Origin of the sequence: Desertihabitans brevis, assembly GCF_003327535.1 — a bacterium.
GTDB lineage: Bacteria > Actinomycetota > Actinomycetes > Propionibacteriales > Propionibacteriaceae > Desertihabitans > Desertihabitans brevis.
This window is the reverse complement of sequence record NZ_QOUI01000001.1, coordinates 258625-281688: the sequence shown is the minus strand read 5'-3', so window position 1 is coordinate 281688 and position 23064 is coordinate 258625. Positions and strand designations below refer to the sequence as shown.

8 protein-coding genes are annotated in these 23064 nt (G+C 71.3%); all 8 read right to left on the bottom strand.

Features of this window, described 5'->3' with window-relative positions; genetic code table 11:
- Positions 1-30: 30 nt before the first annotated feature.
- A complete protein-coding gene (locus DT076_RS01230; RefSeq protein ID WP_114124824.1) occupies positions 31-3477 on the bottom strand; it encodes an error-prone DNA polymerase in 3447 nt (1148 codons plus the stop codon).
- Between the two features lie 30 nt (positions 3478-3507).
- The gene (locus DT076_RS01225) at positions 3508-5037 is read right to left on the bottom strand and encodes a DNA polymerase Y family protein (RefSeq protein WP_114124823.1); all 1530 of its coding nucleotides are present in this window, start codon (positions 5035-5037) and stop codon (positions 3508-3510) included.
- Positions 5037-5729: a hypothetical protein gene (locus tag DT076_RS01220; RefSeq protein ID WP_114124822.1), complete on the bottom strand. Its 693-nt coding sequence runs from the start codon at positions 5727-5729 to the stop codon at positions 5037-5039. Before DT076_RS01220 ends, DT076_RS01225 begins: the two co-directional genes overlap by 1 nt.
- Before the next feature lie 322 nt (positions 5730-6051).
- On the bottom strand, positions 6052-11925 hold the full coding sequence (locus DT076_RS01215) for an SdrD B-like domain-containing protein (RefSeq protein ID WP_147264026.1): 5874 nt from the start codon (positions 11923-11925) through the stop codon (positions 6052-6054).
- A gap of 324 nt (positions 11926-12249) precedes the next feature.
- Entirely contained in the window at positions 12250-12975 is a 726-nt protein-coding gene (locus tag DT076_RS01210; protein ID WP_147264025.1) for a hypothetical protein, read from the bottom strand.
- Entirely contained in the window at positions 12960-16487 is a 3528-nt protein-coding gene (gene dnaE, locus DT076_RS01205; RefSeq protein WP_114125191.1) for a DNA polymerase III subunit alpha, read from the bottom strand. The genes DT076_RS01210 and dnaE overlap by 16 nt, the downstream gene beginning before the upstream one ends.
- 431 nt (positions 16488-16918) lie before the next feature.
- Positions 16919-18382 carry a glutamate synthase subunit beta gene (locus tag DT076_RS01200; protein WP_114124819.1) on the bottom strand — a complete coding sequence of 488 codons (1464 nt, stop codon included), beginning with the start codon at positions 18380-18382 and terminating at the stop codon, positions 16919-16921.
- Positions 18375-22982: a glutamate synthase large subunit gene (gltB, locus tag DT076_RS01195; protein WP_114124818.1), complete on the bottom strand. Its 4608-nt coding sequence runs from the start codon at positions 22980-22982 to the stop codon at positions 18375-18377. The genes DT076_RS01200 and gltB overlap by 8 nt, the downstream gene beginning before the upstream one ends.
- Between the last annotated feature and the right edge of the window lie 82 nt (positions 22983-23064).

Sequence of the window (23064 nt, the reverse complement as noted above, 5' to 3'; positions counted from 1 at the left end):
GTGGGCAGCACCGGCGCCCAGGTGCGCAAGTCAGCGGAAGTCGCGGGAGACGTGGCGGCGCGGCAGCATCGCCGCGGTCTCGGGGAAGGCGTTGACCAGCGGCTCCAGCCGGTCGGCGACCAGGTTGGTGACGCCGTCGCGGTGCTCGATGGTGCCGCGCACCAGCTGGGCGTTGGTGCCGCGGGCCACCCGTCGGAACCGCTGCCACAGCCCCGGGGAGCAGACCACGTTGAGCATCCCGGTCTCGTCCTCGAGGTTCAGGAAGGTGACCCCGGCGGCGGTGCCGGGACGCTGCCGGTGGGTGACCAGCCCGGCGACGTGCACCCGGCGGCCGTGGACCTCGGGCCCGAGCCGGCTGACCGGCAGGATGCCGTGGTCGTCGAAGGCCGGCCGCAGGTGCTGCAGCGGGTGGTCGTCGGGGGAGATCCGGGTCGCCCACAGGTCGGCCAGGGTGGTCTCGATCGAGCTCATCCCCGGCAGCTCCGGCGGCGGGGCGTCGATCGCGGTGCCCTCCAGCAGGTCGGGGTTGTCGGTGTACCCGGCACTCCACAGCGCCTGGCGCCGGGTGAGGCCGAAGCAGTCGAAGGCGCCGGCGGTGGCCAGCGCCTCGGCCTGCGCGGTGGTCAGCCCGGTGCGGCGGACCACGTCGGTGACCGAGGTGAACGGGGCGCGCCGGCGCTCGGCCACCACCCGCCGGGCCAGCTCGGGACCGATCCCCTGCACCGACGTCAGCCCCAGCCGGACGGCGCAGGCCCCGTCGCGCCGGTGGGCCGGGGTCGGGTCGGGGGTGCCGCGGACGAAGGGCGGCACCGGCGGCTGGTCGCGCTCCAGGCAGGCGTCCCTCCCGGTGGGGACGGCCCGCCCGGCCGGGGTGGCGGGGTCGGCGTCGTCCTCCAGCAGCTCCAGCCCGGCCTCGGCCCCGGAGCGGGAGATGTCGGGACGGCGGACCACCACCCCGTGCCGGCGCGCGTCGGCGGTCAGCGACTGCGGGGAGTAGAAGCCCATCGGCTGGGCCCGCAGCAGCCCGGCCAGGTAGGCGGCCGGGTAGTGCAGCTTCAGCCAGGCCGAGGCGTAGACCAGCAGGGCGAAGCTGCAGGCGTGGCTCTCGGCGAAGCCGAAGTTGGCGAAGGCCTGGATCTGGTCGTAGATGTCGTCGGCCAGGTCACCGGTGATGCCGTGCTCGGCCATCCCCTCGAACAACCGGGCCCGCAGCCGCTCGATCTTCTCCACCCCGCGCTTGGAGCCCATCGCCCGGCGCAGCAGGTCGGCGTCGTCACCGGTGCAGCCGCCGACCGCCATCGCGATCTGCATCAGCTGCTCCTGGAACAGCGGGACGCCGAGCGTGCGCTCCAGCACCGGCTCCAGGGCGGGGTGCGGGTAGCTCACCGGCTCCCGGCCGGTGCTGCGCCGGATGTAGGGGTGCACCGCCCCGCCCTGGATCGGTCCGGGCCGGATCAGCGCCACCTCGATCACCAGGTCGTAGAACCGGCGCGGCAGCAGCCGGGGCAGTGTGCCGATCTGGGCCCGGCTCTCCACCTGGAACAGCCCGACCGAGTCGGCCCGGCAGACCATGTCGTAGACGCCGGCCTCCTCCTTGGGCAGCGTCTCCAGCCCCCACCGCTCCCCCAGCCACTGCTCGGCCAGGTCGAAGGTCTGCTGGATCGCGTTGAGGATGCCCAGGCCGAGGAAGTCGAACTTCACCAGCCCCATCCAGGCGCAGCTGTCCTTGTCCCACTGCAGCACGGTCCGGTCGTCCATCCGGCCCCGCTCGATCGGGCAGATCTCGCCGACCGGCTGCTCGGTCAGCACCATCCCGCCGGAGTGGATGCCCAGGTGGCGGGGTGCCTTGAGCAGCTGGTCGGCCAGCGCCACCACCTCGGCGGGGATGTCGTGCTCCTGGCCCTCCACCGCGACGGCGCCCCAGCTGTCGATCTGCTTGGACCAGGCGTCCTGCTGGCCGGTGGAGTAGCCGAGCGCCTTGGCCATGTCGCGGACGGCCGACTTCGGCCGGTAGGCGATGACGTTGGCGACCTGCGCGGCGTTGCGCCGGCCGTAGCGGCGGTAGACCTCCTGGATCACCTCCTCGCGGCGCTCGGAGTCGAAGTCGACGTCGATGTCGGGCTCCTCGTCGCGGGTGGTGGCGAGGAACCGCTCGAAGGGCAGGTCGAACTTGATCGGGTCCACCGCGGTGATGCCGAGGGTGTAGCAGACCACCGAGTTGGCCGCCGACCCGCGGCCCTGGCAGAGGATGCCGCGCTCCTTGGCGAAGGCGACCATGTCGCGCACGATGAGGAAGTAGCCGGGGAAGTCCTTGGCCCCGATCACGGCCAGCTCCTTGTCCAGCCGCGCCTGCGCCCCGGCGCGGGCACTGCCCGGGTAGAGCCGGTCGGCGCCGCGCTCGGCCAGCTCGCGCAGGTAGCTGAGCGGGGTGTGGCCCTCGGGGACGTCCAGCTGGGGCAGCCGGGGTGAGGCGGCCCGCAGGTCGAAGGCCAGCCGTCCGGCCAGCTCGACCGTGGCCGGCACCGCGGCGGGGAAGCGGCGGAACAGCCAGGCCATCTCCTCCCCCGACCGCAGGTGCGCGGTCGGCGGGGGCAGCCAGCCGTCCATCTCGGTCAGGCTCCGCCGGGCCCGCACCGCGGCCATCGCGCTGGCCAGCCGGTAGTCGTCGGGGCGGGCGTAGTGCACGTTGTTGGTGGCGACCAGCGGCAGGCCGTGCCGGGAGGCCAGGGCGGCCAGCGCGTCGTGCTGCACCGAGTCGGTGGGCAGACCGGAGTCGGTCAGCTCGACGACGACGTGGTCGCGGCCGAACAGCTCGACCAGCCGGCCCAGCTCCCGTCCGGCTGCTTCCGGGCCACCGGTCTCCAGCGCCCGGCGGACCGCGCCCTTGCGGCAGCCGGTGAGCACCGTCCAGTGCCCGGCACCCTGCTCGGCGAGCTCGTCCAGCCGGTACAGCGGCCGTCCCTTCTCGTCCCCGCGCAGCTGGGCGTCGGTGATCGCCCCGGCCAGCCGGTGGTAGCCCGTCACGCCCTCGGCCAGCACCAGCAGGTGCTCGCCCTCGGGGTCGGCCACGCCGTTCTGCGGGGTCCGCAGCCCCAGGGAGAGCTCGGCGCCGTAGATCGTGCGCAGGTCGTACTCCTGGGCCGCCTCGGCGAACCGGGCCGCGCCGTAGAACCCGTCGTGGTCGGTCAGCGCCAGCGCCGTCAGACCCAGCCCGACCGCCTCCTCGACCAGGCGTTCGGGGTCGCTGGCGCCGTCGAGGAAGCTGAAGTCGGAGTGGGCGTGCAGCTCGGCGTACGGGACGGTCGCGCCGCTCGGCCGGGTGACCCGGGGGCTCGCCTCGTAGCGGGGTCGACGCTCCCAGCCGGGGGCGCCGTCGCCGTCGCGCTCCCAGGGCTTGGCCTCCGACCCGCGGCGGCGTCGGCCCGACAGCCGACGCTCCAGCTCGGCCCAGCGGACATCGGGGTTGAAGTAGCCCATGCTCAACCCCCCGACCGGTGCGCGGACGGCTCAGTCATAGCGGGCCTCGGTCCACCAGCGGTCCCCCTCGACCACCAGGAGCCAGGCGCTGCCGTCGGTGCCGACCAGCTGGAAGCGGGCGACCTGCCGGGCGTGCTGGGGGTCCCACCAGGAGGCGTCGATCGGCCACGGCCCCGCCCAGGCCTCGACCGGCACCACCGGGGACCCGTGGTCGGGCTGGAAACCCACCGGCTCGGCGCTGACCAGACCCCGCCCGGTGAGCGCCACCGGACGTCCGTCGGCGGCCAGCACCCGCGCCGGAGCGGGCTCGGCGAAGACCCGGGTGGGGGCCGGCGGCGGGATCCGGCCCGGCCACGGCAGGCCCGCCGCCCGGGTGGCGGTGCCCTGCTCACCCCAGGGGCTGAGCAGCTGACGCTCGGCGGGCTGGCGTCCGCCCTGGACGCGGGGGGTCAGCACCCCGTCGAAACCGACCAGGCTCTGCACCCGGGCCATCCCCCGCTCGATCCGCTCGTCGGGCGCGCTGCCCCACAGCCCGTCCCCGGTGCTGCCCATCGACTCGACCACCTCGGGCACGAAACGCACCGTGCGCACCGGGTCGGGGGCGGGCTCGGCCTGCAGCTGCCAGCGCAGCCGGTCGACGACGTCGACCTCGGAGAACCACCGCGGGTGCGACCACCGCCGCGACCCCTGCCAGCCGTCCTCGGTCTCGACCTCGATCCGCAGCCCGGTGCAGACCTGGCCGAGGCGGGACAGCTCGCCGACGAGCAGCGAGGCGGTCTCGCGGCTGCTGAAGGCGATCGGCTCGATGGTCTCCAGCCCGGGGGCGAAGGAGACCTCGCGGGTCAGCTCCGGCGGCGGGGTGCGTCCGGAGCTGCCGCGCCGGTCCTCCCCGCGGGCCAGCCGGTGCAGGTGCAGGCCGGTGCGTCCGAACCGGGTCGCCACGTCGGCGGTCGCCAGGCGGGCGAAGTCGCCCAGCGTGTGGATCCCCATCCGGCGCAGCAGGCTGACCAGCTCGGGATCCTCGAGGACGCCGACCTCCAGCCCGGCCAGGAACGCGGCGGACTCCCCCGGCGGCACCACCCGGGAGTCCTGCACCGCGGCCAGCCGGGCGGCCTGCTCGGCGGCGAACAGCCCGTCGGCGACACCGAAGCGGCAGTCCCAGGTGCCGGTGGCGACCAGCCGCTCGGCGACCACCGCCGCGGCCTCGGCCTCACCGCCGTAGTACCGGCTCGGCACCGGCAGCGCGGCGAGCCCCGGGCGCAGCGCCTCCACCCCGGGGCTGATCTCCTCGACGGTGCGGAGCACCCTCTCGAACACCCGGGCGTCGCGCTCGGGCTGGGAGTCGACCAGCACCAGCTCGGGGCATCGCGACACGGCGTCGCGGCGGCGCTGACCGCGGCGGACGCCGTCGGCGCGGGCGGCCGGGGAGCAGGAGTGCACCAGGCCCTTGCTGAGCACCGCCACCGGCAGCTCGGCCGACAGCCGCTCCTCCTCCAGCAGCGCCGTCACCGGCCAGTCCGGGCACCAGACCACCATGGTGCGGGGGGCGGACGCGGTCATCAGCCGGCCGCCTCGACCAGCGTCAGGTCGGGTGCCGGACGCCGTCCGGGCTCGGGCGCGCGCAGCCCGGCCGAGGCGTCGGGCCAGCACAGCTCGGCCTCGGTGCGCCGGGCGTCGGCGCGCCGGGCCTGCACGGTGAGCACCCCACCGGCCAGGTGGCCGTGCCCGGCCCCGATCCCCGACCAGCGCGAGCGGACCACCCGGAGCCGGGCGTCGGCCCGGGGCCAGTCGCCCAGGGCGATCAGCACCGCTCCGCGCTGGCGCAGCCGGGCGGTGAGCCGGGCGGCGTCGTGCTGGCCGACCGCTGCCGGCGGGCGGGTGACCACCACCGGCAGCACCTCGGCCAGGGTCGCCACCACGTTCAGCCAGGCCGCGCCGGGATCGGGCACCAGCACCGTGCGCTCCAGCGCCACCCCGAGGGCGGCCGCGGCCTCGATGCCGAGCTCGGGGAGCCCGACCACGGCCGACCACCAGCCGGCCGCCGAGGGCCCGGCCATCAGCGCCATCGCCAGGGCCGGCGAGTCCACCGCGTAGCTGGCGCCGGTGCGGAGGGTGAGCAGCGGCTGCAGGGCGGGCAGGGTGGGCACCGGCTGGGAGAGCGCGGTCCCCTGCATCTGGTGCACGCGTTGCTGCAGCTCGGCGATCCGGTCGGCACGGACCGACCCGGTCAGCGGAGAAGCAGTGGCACCCACCTCTCCATAATCGAACACGTGTGCGACTCCGTCAACCGAGCCTCGGTCCTCCCCGCTGGCTGAGTGGTGGCACGGCCTGTGGTCGCTCGGACCCAGACCACCAGCCGCCCACCCCGACGTGCTCGTCGGCCCGCTGTGTCCTCCGCGCGAGGACCGCCCACTCGACGCGCTCGTCAGCCCCGCAGCGCCCGTACCGTCCGAGGACCGCCCGATCGAGGCGCTCATCAGCCCCGCCGGCGGCTCCCCTCGAGACGGCCGCAGGGGTGCCGGTCACGCGTTCTGCGTGGCCGGCACCCCTGCGGGAGGTGCTACCGGGTCCGGCTCAGAGGCCGGTCCCGCGGCGGCGTCGGATCACCAGGGTGGTCCCGGCACCGGCCAGGGCCAGTCCGGCCAGCAGCGGCAGCAGGACTGCCGGGGCACCGGTCTGGGGCAGCTGACCGCCCGGCGCGGACCCACCATCGGGCGTGGTGCCACCGTCCTGCGGGGACTCCTCACCGTCGGGCGACTCCTCACCACCAGCACCGAGGTCGACCACGGTGATGTCGACCGCGTCCCAGCCGTCGCTCGGGTCGGTGTTACGGCCCTCGCGCTCACCGTCGTCGGCGACCTCCTCACCGTTGGCCGACAGCTGGGCGACGTTGGTGACGATCTCCCCCGCCGCGACGTCATCGACCGTCACATCGATCACCAGCGTGACCACCTCACCCGCGGCCAGATCACCGATGGTCCAGGTGCTGCCGTCGTACTCACCACGGCTCGCCTCGTAGTCACCGGCGTAGGCGACTCCGGCGGGCAGCACGTCCTCGACCGCGACCTCGACCGCAGGGTCGGTGTCGTGACCCTTGACCACGATCCCGTACTGGATCTCATCCCCGACCTGCACCTGACGCGGCTGCGGGTTGCCCTCGCTGTCGTAGAGGGTGTCGGTGACCTCACCAGCATCACCGAGGGTCTCGCCCGGGAGCAGCACCTTCTTGTCCAGCGACGGAGCACCGGCGCGGACGGTGATGTCGACCTCGTCATACCCGTCATCCGGCGTGGTGTTGCGGCCACCATCACGACCCGGGTTCTTCGGGTCGTCGGGGATCTCCCGCCCGTTGCCCGACAGCTGGGCCACGTTGGTGATGACCGTGCCCTCCTCGGCCGGCTCGACCGTCACATCGATCACCAAGGTGACCGTCTCACCCGCGGCCAGCTCACCGATGGTCCAGGTGGTGCCGTCGTAGTCACCACGGCTCGCCTCGTAGTCACCGGCGTAGCTGATCCCGGCCGGAAGCGCGTCCTCCACCGACACGTCGCTGGCGGGGAACTCATCGTGACCCTCCACGACGATGCCGTACTGGATCACATCCCCCGGGGCGACCTCACGCGGCTGGGGGGTGCCGTCCTCATAGAGGGTGTCGGTCACCTCACCCGCGTCATCGAGACTCTCCCCGGGCAGCAGCACCTTCTTGTCCAGCACCGGGTCGCCGCTGCGGACGGTGATGTCCACCTCGTCATACCCATCATCCGGAGTGGTGTTACGACCACCATCCTTGCCCGGGTTCTTCGGGTCGTCCTCGATCTCACGACCGTTCCCCGACAGCTGGGCCACGTTCGTGACGATCGTGCCGTCCTCAGCCGGCTCCACCGTCACATCGATCACCAGCGTGACCACCTCCTCGGCGGCCAGGTCACCGATCGTCCAGGTCGTGCCGTCATAGGAACCACGGCTCGCCTGGTAGGCACCGGCATACGCCACCCCAGCCGGGAGGGCGTCCTCGACGAACACGTCGGTGGAGGGGAACCGGTCATGACCCTGCACGACGATGCCGTACTGGATCACATCACCGGCCGACACCTCACGCGGCTGCGGATCACCGTTGCCGTCATAGAGGGTGTCGGTGACCTCACCAGCATCATCCAGGGTCTCCCCGGGCAGCAGCACCTTCTTGTCCAGGACGGGGTCACCCATCGGCTCCAGCGGGGTGCAGACCTCGGCCTCCAGCTCCAGATCGTTGTGGTCAGCCACCGCGCCGTTGACCAGACCACCCGGACCCTCCGCACCCGGGGCCACCTCACAGCTGAACTGCGCCGGATCGATCACCTCAGAATCGACATCCACCACGAACGAGACCCGCACCCGATAGGTGTGGGACTCCCCCGCAGCCAGCTCGGTGTCATCGACCAGCTGGTTCTCTCCCGACTGCTCCTCAGCACCCTGACCGGTGAACCCGTCCAGCACCTCGAGCCCGGCCGGCACCGTCTCCGACACCGTGACGTCGGTGATCTCGACCCCGGCGGGGTAGTCCAGCTGGTCGAACAGGTCGTACTCACCCGCCGCCGCGCCGGTGTTGGTCATCACCACGTCGTAGTCGATGGTGAAGGTGCCATCAGCATCAGCCACCGGGGCCGAGGCCACCGTCTTGGCCAGCTCGAACGACGGCAACGGCGGACACGCGACGTCGGACTTGGACCGCTCATCCTCCAACCCGATCGACGCCTCGTTGTTCAACGCCCCCGGCTCGCTGCTGCCCTCACCACCGACACAAGCCGCGATCCCGCCCGCACCGACCAGATCCACCGGCACCTCAGCCACCACGGTCAACTCGTAGCTGTGCGGGGCATACCCCTCATCATCGTTGCCCAGCAGAGCCACATCGTCTGCCACCCGCGGCTGCGCGGCACCATCCCAGGCCGGATCGACCAGCGTGACACCGTCAGGGGCCTGGGTGACCTCGGCCGACTCCACCGTCACGGCCTCATCGAAGCGCAGCTCATCATCCAGGTCATAGATGGTCTCCTCCACACCCAGGTTGGACACCTCGACGCCGTAGACCACCTCCCACCGGCCCTCACCGATCGGCTCAGCCGACACCACCGACTTCTCGATCTCCGGTTCACCGGTCTCCGCACACGCGTCATCGACATCGGTGTAGCCGTTGAACGACACCCCGGCCTCGTTCCGCAGCCCGGTCCCGTCCTCACCCGCACCCAGCTCACAATCACTGCTCACCGGCTCAGCAGGCACCGACGCCAGATCGAGGGCGAAGCGGGCGGTCACCGAGTAGGTGTGCTGAGCACCGGCGGTGATCGGCTCGTCCTCCACGACCACCGTGTCGTCGACACCGTTCCAGGACTCCAAGACCTCGATCCCGGCCGGATCAACACTGGCCACCGAGACCGAGTCCTCCTCGATCGTCATGCCCGCACCAAACCGGAACTCATCGGTCAGGTCGTAGTCCGTGTCGACCGCCGACGGGTTGGAGACCGTCAGCAGGTAACGGACCTCCCAGATCCCCGGCTCACCAGCCACCGGAGCCGGCTCACCCTCCAGCACCTTCTCGATCGTCACCACCGGCAACGAGGGGCAGGCCTCATCGACGATGTCGGCCTTGTCGGTCGGGCTCATCGTGGCGGCGTTGAAGCCTCCGCTGCCCGCCTCGAAACCACCACCGGCGGCAGGCTGGCAGGTCAGGTTCTCCACCGGCACCGTCACCGCACCGGCCTCGTCGGCCTCCAACGACACCGTCGCCGTCACGGTGTACACGTGCTCGGCCTCCGCGGCGATCGGCACGTCCTCCACGATCAGCTGGTCGTCCACGCCGTCGAAGCCGGCGTTGACCTCCACACCCTCGGGCAGGTCCTCCGGCCCCGCGACCGTCGCCTCCTCCAGGATGATCCCCTCACCCATCTCGGTGAGGTCATCCGACAGGTCGTACTCCCCCTGCGACGGACCAGCGTTGCTGGCGGTCAGCTCGTAGGTGATCAACCAGGTGCCATCGTCCTCAGGGTTCTCCACGATCGACACCAGCTCCTTGTCGAAGCCGGGAGTCCACTTCCAGTAACCGAAGTCGAACGTGTGGTCGTTGTCGCCCAGATCACCCGTGGTCAGCGAGATGTAGGGGAGACCGTTGGCCTCGTCGACGATGCCGTCGGAGTCGTTTCGATCCGGGTCGAGACTGTTCTCATCACCCGTGTCGGCCACCGTCGGCACCCACTCCTCCAACACCCCACCGGTCTCGTAGTCGGCCGCGTCGTCCACGCCGATCACGTACCGGGTGTTCGGCAGCACACCGTGTACACCGGAGGTGAAGTAGTACTGGCCGTACTGGTCGGTCTCCACCGTGGCGATCGGCGCCCCGGTCCGGTTCCCGTCCTCATCCGCGGCGTACAGGTTCACCGTCGCGCCCACCACCGGGGCCTCATCAGCGTCCTGCACACCGTCACGGTCGACGTCGTACCAGACGTAGTTGCCGATCTCGATCGGCGCCGTCGAGGCCATGATCGTCATCGAACCGATGCCGTTGCCCTTGGTGGTGACGTCGAACGGCTCACCGGGCTGCGGCCCACGGACCTGCAGGATGACCGCACCCTTGGGGTCGTAGTGCTCGCCGGTCGCCTGGTAGAGGCGACGGACGCCGACCTGGTTGCCGTAGTCGCCGACGTGCAGCCCGGTGGTCAGGATGCCGTCCTCACGGCTGGGCAGCACGACCACCGAGCCCAGGGCCTCGGAGTGGTGCGGCTGCGGCGGCGGGTAGGCCGCGGTGTTCTCGTAGATCCAGCTGGTGTCGAAGTAGCCGGACCCGCCGGGACCGGAGTCGCCCTCGCTGTAGGCACCGTCGCCGTCGACGCCGTTGACCACGCCGTCCTGCTCGATCTGCCAGCCGGTGCCGTCCGCGGTCGGTCCGGCGAGGTAGACACCGCCGCTCGAGCGGACGGACCCGACCTGAGCGGTGCCGGTGTCGGCGAGATACATGCCGAACGAGCCCACCGAGTCACCGGTGCGGTCGCGCACGCCGATGACAAGGTTCCCGTGCAGGTACTTGGCCTCGGCGACAACCGGCTGGTTGAAATTGATGCCCAGGCTCGCGGGGTTGCCACCACCGGCCGCGATGAACTTGGCCTGGTCGTTGGTCCAGGGTTGGTAGTCCATCTCAATGGTCGGGGCGATGTCGGCGCGTGCGAAGTCGAGCGGGAACTCGAGCGCCAGCTGCATGGTGCCCACCGGGTCGTCGGGAGAGAACCGGTAGACGTAGCCACGCAGCTCCGACCGGTTCTGCGAGGACTCCGCCGTGTCCGTCACGGTGAGGTACATCTCGTTGCGCATCGGGTTGGCCGAGATCCCTGCCGGACGCAGGTCGGGGTCGGCGTCGAGGAACGGCAGGTTGATGTCCGTGACCTCGGGATCGGCGACGGCCGGCTTGCCGGTCTCGATCCGGACCAGCGACTTGTTGTACAGGTTCACCGCGAACAGCGACCGCTCGTCGGTGCTGAAGGCGATCCCGCCGATGCCGGCCTTGCCGATGTTCGGCCAGGCCAGCGGGTCGCGGGTCCAGTCGTAGCCGGAGGCGAGCGTCTCGGCCTCGGAGTCGGGACGGCCGCCGATGACGGACTGGCCGAGGTCGACACCCTCGGCGACCAGGTCGACGTACACGTCGGCATCAGCCGTCGCGGCGTCCCAGTCGTCGCCGTTCGGGGTCACCTGGTAGATGGCGCCCAGGCCGCCGGGGCCGAAGGCGGCGTGGCGGCGCAGGTAGGCGGAGGTGAAGACCGTGCCCGGCTCGCCGACCTCGGCGGCGCGCTGCCAGGTGGAGCCGTAGGTGGCGCCCACCTCGCTGAAGTCGACCTTGGCCTGGGTCGGCACCACGCACTGGTCCCAGGGGTCCTGAACCACCGGTGGCGTGTTGCAGTTGCTCGTCGAGCTGTAGGGCATGATCGAGGCCCCGGTCTTGGTCGCTGATCCACCGTCGTAGGTGCCGAACCGGAAGATCGGCGTGTAGACCAGCGGGTCGTTCTCCACATAGGCGTCGGGCACCTGGAAGGAGAAGTCGACGTCATCGGCCGGCACCGAGGTGACGAACTGGACCGTCGAGAGGTTCTGCGAGCCGCTGGCCCCGTCACGCCAGGCTGCCCACTGACTGGTGTCCGGCACGTCGGCCTCCACCCGCCACTGGGCGGCGTCGGAGGTCACCTCGAGCTCGTACGAGCCGTCCGCACCGGTCTCGACCGGCCCCGCGACGTTGCCGTCGGGGTCGTAGGCGTACACCTCCACACCCGCCAACGACTGCTCGTAGGAGTCGAACACCCCGTTCGCGTCCCAGTCCTGCCACGCAGCACCGGTGATCGTGTCACCCACCGCCGCCGTGGCCGGCAGGACGGCGAGCGAGGTGCCGCTCAGGGCGCCGGCGACCAGCCCCACCAGAGCCGTCCGCACCCACCTCCGTCCCGGTGGCACGGACTCGACTGCGTGACCACTCCTGGCCCGAGATCGACTGTTCACTTCGCTCCTCATGACGGACCCGCACCGACGTGCCCGCGCGACGACATCGGACACCCGCAGCGAACCTAGGGCTTCCGCGCCCCCGACCCCCAGCCCTCCACGACCCTTTTGGCCCCTGTGGACGCAGATTTAGCCCCTTGTAGCCCCCCGCTTAGCCCCCCCTCTTAGCCCCCGCACCGGAGCAGGCGCAGAGGTACCGGCGGGAGCCAGATGATGAGGGCCAGGACGGTCATGAGGAGGAGATGAGGCGCGGACGGGTCAGCTGCGCTCGTCGGCGCCGCGGCGGGCCCGTCCGGGAGCCGGACCGTCCTGCTGCTCCTCGGGTGACGGGGCCGAGGCGCTCCCCGACGGCAGGTCTCCGGGCAGGACGCCGGCCACGGCCTCGTGCCGGCCGCGACGCTCGGCGCGGGCGCGCCGGGCCAGCAGCGGCGCCGGCTGCTCGGCGTCGGGGGCGAGTGAGGACCACAGAAGGATCGGGATGGTGGCGAAGAACGGCCACACCACCAGCGACACCGGGGCGCCCAGGGTGAGCTGGATCGGCACCGTCTCGCCGGGCTGGGCGGCGCTGAGCCGGGCGGCGAAGTCGCCGGGGCCCAGGGCGTGGCCGACCATCCAGCACAGCAGTGCGGCCACGGTCGCCCCGACCAGCGCGAGGGGGATCACCGGCCACCCGATCCGCACCAGCCGCCACCACGCGACCAGGCCGAGCAGCAGTCCCGCCACCGCACCGATGAGCACGAACCAGGCGTCGGAGCCGAAGTGCTGGGCCAGCCCGCGCTCGGTGGTGGCGGCCCGTCCGTCGGCGGCGATCACGTAGCCCGGCAGGTCGACCACCGCCCACCACACCAGTCCGGACAGCGCGCCGACCAGCAGGCAGGCGGCCACGAACAGCGTCACCCGGTTCAGCAGGCTCCGTGCGGGCGCGGCGGCCGGCTCCTCGCCGCCCGCCGCCTCGGGGCGGGCCGGGGTCACACGGTCAGACACGACGGCCCCAGCAGCGCCTTGAGGTCGGCCATCAGCGGGGGCGAGGGCGTCACCCGCAGCTGCTGGTCGATCCGCCAGACCGTGGTCCGGCTGCCCGAGGACAGCCGCAGCTGTACCTCGGTCATCCCCGGGTGGGACTGCAGCACCCCGCGCAGCTGCTGGACCACCGGCGGCGTGCAGCGGGTCGCCGGCAGCGAGATCACCACCGGACCGGTGGGCCCCTCGGTGATGTCGGGCATGGTGACCTCCGAACCCATCATCTCCACGCTCTCGTCGCTCTGGCGGACCCGGCCCTTGACCCGCACCACGGTGTCGGTGGCGAGCACGGTGGAGACCAGCTCGTAGGCCTTGGGGAAGAGCAGCACGTCGATCGAGGCCTCGAGGTCCTCGACGGTGATGATGGCCCAGATGTCGCCCTTCTTGGTCGTCTTGCGCTGGATCTGGGTGATCATCCCCGCGATGCTGGTGATGGTGTCGCGGGGGCCGTCGTCGGCCAGCAGCTGCCCGATCGACATCTCCCGCGAGGTCTCCAGGATGTGCTCCAGGCCCTGCAGCGGGTGGTCGCTGACGTAGAGGCCGAGCATCTCCCGCTCGAAGGCCAGCTTGGTCCGCTTGTCCCAGTCCTCCCCGTCGGGCACCACCTTGGCCGCCATCGGGCTCTCGTCGGCGAACATCCCGAACAGGTCGTCCTGACCGTTGGCCTCGTTGCGCTTGAGGTCGATGACCTCGTCCACGGCGGCGTCGAAGACCTCCATCAGCGCCCGGCGGGGGTGACCCAGGGAGTCGAAGGCGCCGGACTTGATCAGCGACTCGATCATCCGCTTGTTGCACACGATCAGCGGGGCGTTGTCGAGGAAGCCGTAGAAGTCCTTGGCCTTGCCGTGCTTCTCGCGCGCCTCGACGATGCCCTGCACGACCGCACCGCCGACGTTGCGCACCGCCGACAGGCCGAAGCGGATGTCGGTGCCGACCGGGGTGAAGCTGGCCTCGGACTCGTTGACGTCGGGCGGCAGCACCTTGATGCCCATCCGGCGGCACTCGGCCAGGTAGATGGCCATCTTGTCCTTGTCGTTCTTCACCGACTCGAGCACGGCGGCCATGTACTCGGCCGGGTGGTTGGCCTTGAGGTAGGCCGTCCAGTACGCCACCAGCCCGTAGGCGGCGGTGTGGGCCTTGTTGAAGGCGTAGTCGGAGAAGGGCAGCAGGATGTTCCACAGCGTCTCGACCGACTGCTTGGAGTAGCCGTTGTCGAGCATGCCCTTCTCGAAGTTGACGAACTCGGCGTCCAGCACCTCCTTCTTCTTCTTGCCCATCGCGCGGCGCAGCAGGTCGGCGTTGCCGAGCGTGTAGCCGGCCAGCTTCTGCGCGATCTCCATCACCTGCTCCTGGTAGATGATGAGGCCGTAGGTGGTGCCGAGGATCGGCTTGAGCGCCTCCTCCAGCTCGGGATGGATGTAGTCGACCGGCTGGCGGCCGTTCTTGCGCAGCGCGAAGTTGGTGTGGGCGTTCGCCCCCATCGGCCCGGGCCGGTACAGCGCGAGGGCGGCGGAGATGTCCTCGAAGTTGTCCGGCTGCATCAGCCGCAGCAGCGAACGCATGCCACCGCCGTCGAGCTGGAAGACCCCGAGGGTGTCACCGCGCGAGAGCAGGGCGTAGGTGGCGGGGTCGTCCAGGCCCTTGCTGAGCTCGTCCAGGTCGAGGCTGATCCCGGCGTTGAGCTCGACGTTCTTCACCGCGTCGTCGAGGATGGTGAGGTTGCGCAGGCCCAGGAAGTCCATCTTGACCAGCCCGAGCGACTCGCAGCCGGGGTAGTCGAACTGGGTGATGATCGCGCCGTCGGCCTCGCGCTTGAGCACCGGGATGACCGACTCCAGCGGCTCGCTGGACATGATGACGCCAGCCGCGTGCACGCCCCACTGCCGCTTCAGCCCCTCGATCCCGGTGGCCTTGTCGACCACCGTGCGCACCTCGGGGTCGGCCTGGTACAGGGCGCGGAACTCCCCGCCCTCGGCGTAGCGCTTGTGGTTGGTGTCGAAGATGTCGCTGAGCGGGACGTCCTTGCCCATCACCGCCGGCGGCATCGCCTTGGTGATCTTCTCCCCCACCGCGAACGGGTAGCCGAGCACGCGGCTGGCGTCCTTGACCGCCTGCTTGGCCTTGATGGTGCCGTAGGTGATGATCTGGCTGACCCGGTCGTCGCCGTACTTCTCGGTGACGTAGCGGATCACCTCACCGCGGCGGCGCTCGTCGAAGTCGATGTCGAAGTCGGGCATCGACATCCGCTCGGGGTTGAGGAACCGCTCGAAGATCAGCCCGTGCTGGAGCGGGTCGAGGTCGGTGATCCGCATCGCGTAGGCGCACATCGAGCCCGCACCCGAGCCACGGCCCGGGCCGACCCGGATGCCGTTCTCCTTGGCCCAGCGGATGAAGTCGGAGACCACCAGGAAGTAGCCCGGGTAGCCCTTGCCGATGATCACCTCCTCCTCGTAGGCCGCCTGCTTGCGGACCTCGTCCGGGACGCCGGCCGGGTAGCGCTCGCGCAGCCCGCGGTCGACCTCCTTGACGAACCAGGACGTCTCGTCCTCCCCCGGCGGGCAGGGGAAGCGGGGCATGTAGCGGCCCTCGCCCTCGGTGAAGGAGATCTGGCAGCGCTCGGCGATCTCGAGGGTGTTGTCGCAGGCCTCGGGCAGCTCGGCGAAGAGCCGGCGCATCTCGGCCGGGGACTTGAGGTAGTAGCCGTCGCCGTCGAACTTGAAGCGGTTCGGGTCGTCCATGGTGGAGCCCGACTGCACGCAGAGCAGGACGCTGTGGGCCTCGGCGTCGTGCTGGTGGACGTAGTGCAGGTCGTTGGTGGCCAGCAGCGGCAGCTGCAGCTCCTTGGCCAGCCGCAGCAGGTCGGCCCGGACCCGGTTCTCGATGGTGAGGCCGTGGTCCATCAGCTCGAGGTAGTAGTTGCCGGCGCCGAAGATGTCGCGGAACTCCGCCGCCGACTCCAGCGCGTTGCGGTACTGCCCGAGCCGCAGGTAGGTCTGCACCTCACCGCTGGGGCAGCCGGTGGTGGCGATCAGGCCCTTGCCGTAGGTGTTGAGCAGCTCCCGGTCGGCGCGCGGCTTGTAGAAGTAGCCCTCCGTCCAGGACTTCGAGCTGAGCTTGAACAGGTTGTGCATGCCGGTGTTGTTCTCGGCCAGCAGCGTCATGTGGGTGTAGGCACCACCGCCGGAGACGTCGTCGCCGCCGCCCTTGCCCCACTGCACCCGCTTGCGCTCGCTGCGGTGGGTCTTGGGGGTGATGTAGGCCTCCAGGCCGATGATCGGCTTCACCGAGGTCTTCTTGGACGCCTTGTAGAACTCGTAGGCGCCGTAGAGGTTGCCGTGGTCGGTCATCGCCAGCGCCGGCATGCCGTGCTTCTCGGCCGTCGCGAACAGGTCGGGCAGCCGGGCGGCACCGTCCAGCATGGAGAACTCCGAGTGCACGTGCAGGTGGACGAAGCTGTCGTTCTCGGACCCCGCCATGCTGCTCCAGCTCACCTCTCGTTCGACCCTCGCGGACCCACCGGACCCGCCCGTACGACGTCCCCACAGACTAGTACCGCCGCCCGACAGAACCCGGCGGCTCGCCCGTCGAGCGGCGCCGCCCCGGAACGGGTGACGGCGCGGGCCGCGAGGGGCTCGGAGCGGGCGCTGCCGGAAGCGCTGGTGTGGTGAAGATCTCCCCGCGGGCTCCGAGCTGCACCGGGCGTCGGGAGTCGCCCTCGACAGGCTCAGGGCGCTGGGGGCGTGCGGCGTGCCCACGGCGTGTTCGCCATTCGACAGGCTCAGGGCGTTGGGTCGGGGCGTGCTCGCCCTTCGACAGGCTCAGGGCGCTGGGGGCGGGTCGTGCCCGGATGCGCGGAGGAGGCTGCCCCGGGTGGGACAGCCTCCTCCAGCGGGTCTTGCGTCGGGCCCTAGGCCATCATCTGTCGGACGTGCGGGCCGATCGGGCGGGGCAGCTTGGACGCGCCGCTGAGCATGGCGTCCACGCCGTTGGCGCAGGAGCGGCCCTCGGCGATCGCCCAGACGATGAGCGACTGCCCGCGACCGGCGTCGCCGCAGGCGAAGACGCCGGGCACGTTGGTGGCGTAGTTCTCGTCGCGGGCGATGTTGCCGCGCTCGTCCAGCTCACAGCCCAGCTGCTCGACCACGGTGTGCGTCTCCGGGCCGGTGAAGCCCATCGCCAGCAGCACCAGGTCGGCCGGGATCTCCCGTTCGGTGCCCTCGACCGGGACGAACCGCCCGGCCTCGAACTTCACCTCGGTCAGCCGCAGCGCGGTGACCTTGCCGTCCTCGCCGACGAACTCCGAGGTCGAGCTGGCGTAGACCCGCTCGCCGAACTCCTCGTGGGCCGAGGACACCCGGTAGATCATCGGGTAGGTCGGCCACGGCTGGTGCCCGGGGCGCTCCTCCGGCGGCTGGGGCATGATCTCCAGCTGGGTGACCGACTTCGCGCCCTGGCGGGTGGACGTGCCCAGGCAGTCCGCGCCGGTGTCGCCACCGCCGATGATCACCACGTGCTTGTCCTTGGCGGTGATCTGGTTCTCGACGTGCTGGCCGAGCGCGGCCCGGTTGGCCTGGGGCAGGAACTCCATCGCCTGGTGGATGCCGCCGAGCTCGCGGCCGGGCACCGGCAGGTCGCGCGGCTTGGTGGAGCCGATCGCCAGCACGACGGCGTCGTAGCGCTCCTTGAGCTGCTCACCGGTGATGTCCACACCGACGTCCACGCCGGAGCGGAAGATCGTCCCCTCGTTCTTCATCTGCTTGATCCGGCGGTCCAGGACCGCCTTCTCCATCTTGAACTCGGGGATGCCGTAGCGCAGCAGACCGCCGGGGGCGTCGGCACGCTCGTACACCGCCACCGTGTGGCCGGCCCGCGAGAGCTGCTGGGCCGCGGCCAGCCCGGCCGGGCCGGAGCCGATCACGGCCACCGTCTTGCCGGTGTGCCAGTCGGGGATCTCGGGGCGGACACGCTTGTCCTCCCACCCCTTGTCGATGATCGAGACCTCGACGTTCTTGATCGTCACCGGGTCGCGGGAGATGCCGACCACGCAGGCCGTCTCGCACGGGGCCGGGCAGAGCCGTCCGGTGAACTCGGGGAAGTTGTTGGTGGCGTGCAGCCGCTCCAGCGCCTGCTCCCACTCCCCCCGCCAGACGAAGTCGTTCCACTCCGGGATGAGGTTCCCCAGCGGGCAACCGGTGTGGCAGAAGGGGATGCCGCAGTCCATGCAGCGCCCGGCCTGGTCGCTGATGATCGGCAGCAGGGCCTTGCCCGGACCACCGGGGTAGACCTCGTTCCAGTCCTTGATCCGCTCCTGCACCGGACGCCGGGCGGCGCCCTGGGCGGGCGTGGTCATGAAACCTCGGGGGTCAGCCATGAGCGGCCTCCATCATCTTGCGGGTGGTGTCGGACTCGCTCAGGCCGTCGGCCTCGGCGGCGATCCGGGCGGCCATGACCTTGGCGTAGTCGCGGGGCAGGACCTTGGTGAAGCGCTCGGCGACCACGCTGCCCGACGGGTCGGACAGCAGCTGGGCCGCGGTCGGCGAACCGGTCTCGTCCAGGTGGCGCTGGAGCAGCTCGCGGACGCGGGTGACGTCGTCGGCGTCCAGGGCGCAGGCGTCGACCAGCTCGGTGTTGAGCCGCTCCGGACGCATGTCGATGACGTAGGCGACGCCGCCCGACATGCCGGCGGCGAAGTTGCGCCCGGTGTCGCCGAGCACCACCGCCACCCCTCCGGTCATGTACTCGCAGCCGTGGTCGCCCACGCCCTCCACGACCGCGGTGGCCCCGGAGTTGCGGACGCAGAACCGCTCGCCCACCTGGCCGCGGATGAAGATCTCGCCCGCGGTCGCCCCGTAGCCGATGACGTTGCCGGCGATGATCTGCTCCTCCGCACCGGCGGTCTCGGAGTGCTCGTCGAGGAAGCCGGCGCCGCGCTCGGGGAAGATGACGATCCGGCCGCCGGAGAGCCCCTTGCCGACGTAGTCGTTGGAGTCCCCGCTGAGCCGCAGGGTGATCCCGCGGGGCAGGAACGCCCCGAGGCTCTGCCCGGCCGAGCCGGTCAGCCGCAGCTCGATGGTGTCGTCGGCGAAGCCCTCGCCACCGGTGGCCTTGGTCACCTCGTGACCGAGGATGGTGCCGACGGTGCGGTCGACGTTGCGGACCGCGAACTCCCCGCTGAGCGGGGTCGGGGTCTCCCCGCGCCGGGCCGCCTCGAGCGCCGGCTGGGCGAACTCGACGAGCCGCATGTCCAGCTTGTGCTCCAGCCCGTGGTCCTGGGTGGTGACCCGGTGCCGCGGGGAGCCGACGGCCGGCGCGTGCAGGATCGGCGAGATGTCGAGCCCGTGCGCCTTCCAGTGGTCGACCGCACCCGAGGCGTCCAGCGCCTCGACGTGGCCGACGGCCTCGTCGATGGAGCGGAACCCGAGGGCGGCCAGGTGCTCGCGCACCTCCTGGGCGATGAACTCGAAGAAGTTCACCACGTACTCGGCCTTGCCGGTGTAGCGCGCCCGCAGGTCGGGGTTCTGGGTGGCCACCCCCACCGGGCAGGTGTCGAGGTGGCAGACCCGCATCATCACGCAGCCGCTGACCACCAGGGGCGCGGTCGCGAAGCCGAACTCCTCCGCACCCAGCAGGGCGGCGATGACGACGTCCCGGCCGGTCTTCAGCTGACCGTCGCACTGCACGACGATGCGGTCGCGCAGCCCGTTGAGCATCAACGTCTGCTGGGTCTCGGCCAGGCCGAGCTCCCACGGTCCGCCGGCGTGCTTGAGCGAGGTCAGCGGGGCCGCGCCGGTGCCGCCGTCGTGGCCGGAGACCAGCACCACGTCGGCCTTGGCCTTGGCCACACCAGCGGCGACCGTCCCGACGCCCACCTCGGCGACCAGCTTGACGTGCACCCGCGCCGACGGGTTCGCGCACTTGAGGTCGTGGATGAGCTGCTTGAGGTCCTCGATGGAGTAGATGTCGTGGTGCGGCGGCGGCGAGATCAGCCCCACGCCGGGCGTGGAGTGCCGGGTCCGGGCCACCCACGGGTAGACCTTCGCCCCGGGCAGCTGACCGCCCTCACCGGGCTTGGCGCCCTGGGCCATCTTGATCTGGATGTCGTCGGCGTTGGTCAGGTAGTCCGAGGTGACGCCGAAGCGCCCCGACGCCACCTGCTTGATGGCGCTGCGCCGCTCGGGGTCGTGCAGCCGGTCGCTGTCCTCCCCGCCCTCACCGGTGTTGGACTTGCCGCCCAGCCGGTTCATCGCGATCGCCAGCGTCTCGTGCGCCTCCTGCGAGATCGACCCGTAGGACATCGCGCCGGTGGAGAACCGCTTGACGATCTCGCTGACCGGCTCGACCTCCTCGACCGGCACCGGGGTGCGGTCGGTGCGGAAGCGGAGCAGGCTACGCAGGGTCATCTGCCGGGCGGCGTTGTCGTCGACCCGGGCCGTGTACTGCTTGAACACGTCGTAGCGGCCCTGGCGGGTGGAGTGCTGCAGGCGGAACACCGACTCGGGGTCGAACAGGTGCGGCTCGCCCTCGCGGCGCCACTGGTACTCCCCCCCGATCTCGAGCTCGCGGTGGGCCAGCGGGATGCCGTCGGCCGGGTAGGCGGTGGCGTGGCGGCGGCGGATCTCCTCGGCCACCTCGTCCAGCCCGATGCCACCCATCTTGGAGGTGGTGCCGGTGAAGTAGCGGTCGACCAGCTCCGCCGACAGCCCGTAGGCCTCGAAGATCTGCGCGCCGGTGTAGGAGGCGACGGTGGACACGCCCATCTTGCTCATCACCTTGAGCACGCCCTTGCCGAGCGCCTTGGCGACGTTGCGGACGGCGGTCGTCGACTCGGTCTTGACGTAGACCTCGTTGCGGGCCAGGTCCTCCGCGCTCTCGAAGGCCAGGTACGGGTTGACCGCGGCCGCGCCGTAGCCCAGCAGCAGCGCGACGTGGTGCACCTCGCGGACGTCCCCGGCCTCGACCACCAGCCCGACCCGGGTGCGGGTCTTCTCGCGCACCAGGTGGTGGTGCACCGCGGCGGTGAGCAGCAGCGACGGGATCGGGGCCAGCTCGGCGTTGGAGTGGCGGTCCGACAGCAGGATGATCCGGGCGCCGGCGGCGATCGCCTCGCTGGCCCGGCGGCAGGCCTCGTCCAGCGCCTCCCGCAGCGCCTCTCCCCCGCCGTCGACGCGGTACAGGCCGCGGACGGTGTGGGTGGCGAAACCGGGCAGGTTGCCGTAGCGGTGCACGTGCAGCACCTTGGCCAGCTCGTCGTTGTCCAGCACCGGGAACGGCACCACGAGCTGGCGGCAGGAGGCGGCCTCGGGGGCGAGCAGGTTGCGCTCGGGGCCGAGGGTGCCGGACAGCGAGGTGACCAGCTCCTCGCGGATGGCGTCCAGCGGCGGGTTGGTCACCTGCGCGAACAGCTGGCTGAAGTAGTCGAAGATCAGGCGCGGCCGCTGCGACAGCACCGCCAGCGGGGTGTCGGTGCCCATCGAACCGATCGGCTCCGCACCCGTGCTGGCCATCGGCGCGATGAGCAGGCGCAGGTCCTCCTCGGTGTAGCCGAACACCTGCTGGCGTCGGGTGACCGAGGCGTGGCTGTGCACGGTGTGCTCACGCGGCGGCAGGTCGTTGAGGCTGACCCGCGAGCGCAGCCACTCCCCGTACGGCTCGGCACCGGCCAGCTCGGACTTGATCTCGTCGTCACCGATGATCCGGTGCTGGTCCAGGTCGACCAGGAACATCCGGCCGGGCTTGAGCCGGCCCTTGGCGGTCACCTTGGACGCCGGGACGTCCAGCACGCCGCTCTCCGAGGCCAGCACCACCAGGCCGTCGTCGCAGACCCAGTAGCGCCCGGGACGCAGGCCGTTGCGGTCCAGCCAGGCACCGATCTGGGTGCCGTCGGTGAAGCAGATCGCCGCCGGGCCGTCCCACGGCTCCATCAGCGACGAGTGGAAGGCATAGAAGTCCTTGATCTCCTGGGCCATCTCGACGTTGTTCTCCCACGCCTCGGGCACCATCATCAGCACCGAGTGCGGCAGCGAGCGCCCGCCGAGGTGGAGCAGCTCCAGCACCTCGTCGAAGGAGGCCGAGTCCGAGGCGGAGTCGCTGCAGATCGGGTAGAGCCGGCTCAGGTCGCCCGGGATCAGGTCGGAGGCCAGCAGCTCCTCCCGGGCCCGCATCCAGTTCCGGTTGCCGCGGACGGTGTTGATCTCGCCGTTGTGGGCGATCATCCGGTACGGGTGCGCCAGCTCCCAGGCCGGGAAGGTGTTGGTGGAGAAGCGCGAGTGCACCAGCGCCAGCGGGGAGGCCAGCCGCTCGTCGCCGAGCTCGGGGAACACCTCGCCCAGCTGGTCGGGGGTGAGCATGCCCTTGTAGACCAGGGTGCGGGCCGACAGCGAGGGGAAGTAGACCCCGACCTGGTTCTGCGCGCGACGGCGCAGGCAGAAGGCCATCCGGTCCAGCTCGATGCCGGTGTGGCCGCCGCGCGAACGCACCACAAGGTGCTCGAAGTGGGGCATGTTGGCCGTGGAGATCGGGCTGAGCGTGCCGGGCTCGACCGGCACCACGCGCCAGCCGAGGACCTCCAGGCCCTCGTCGTCGGCCAGCGCCTCGATCGCGGCCCGGGCCCGGCTGCGGGCGTCGTCCTCGCGCGGCAGGTAGGCCATCCCGACGGCGTAGGCGCCGGCCTCGGGCAGCTCGAAGTCGCAGACCGCGCGCAGGAAGGCGTCCGGCACCCGGACCAGCAGGCCGGCGCCGTCACCGGCGGCCTTGTCCGCGCCGGTGGCGCCACGGTGGTCGAGGTTGCGCAGGGCCTCCAGGCCCTTCTGCACGATCTCGTGGCTGGCCTCGCCGCTGAGCTGGGCCACGAAGGCGACCCCGCACGCGTCGTGCTCGTGGGCCGGGTCGTACAGCCCCTGGGCGGCGGGGCGCTGCTCACGGAAGCCGTGAGCGGTCGAGGTGGTGAGCTCTCCTCGGACCTGGTGCGTCATCTCGTCTCCCCTCTGGAGGACCCCGATCCGGCGGTGGGCCCTGCGCGGCTGAGGAGCCTAACCCAGGGCGTCTTGGATCGTG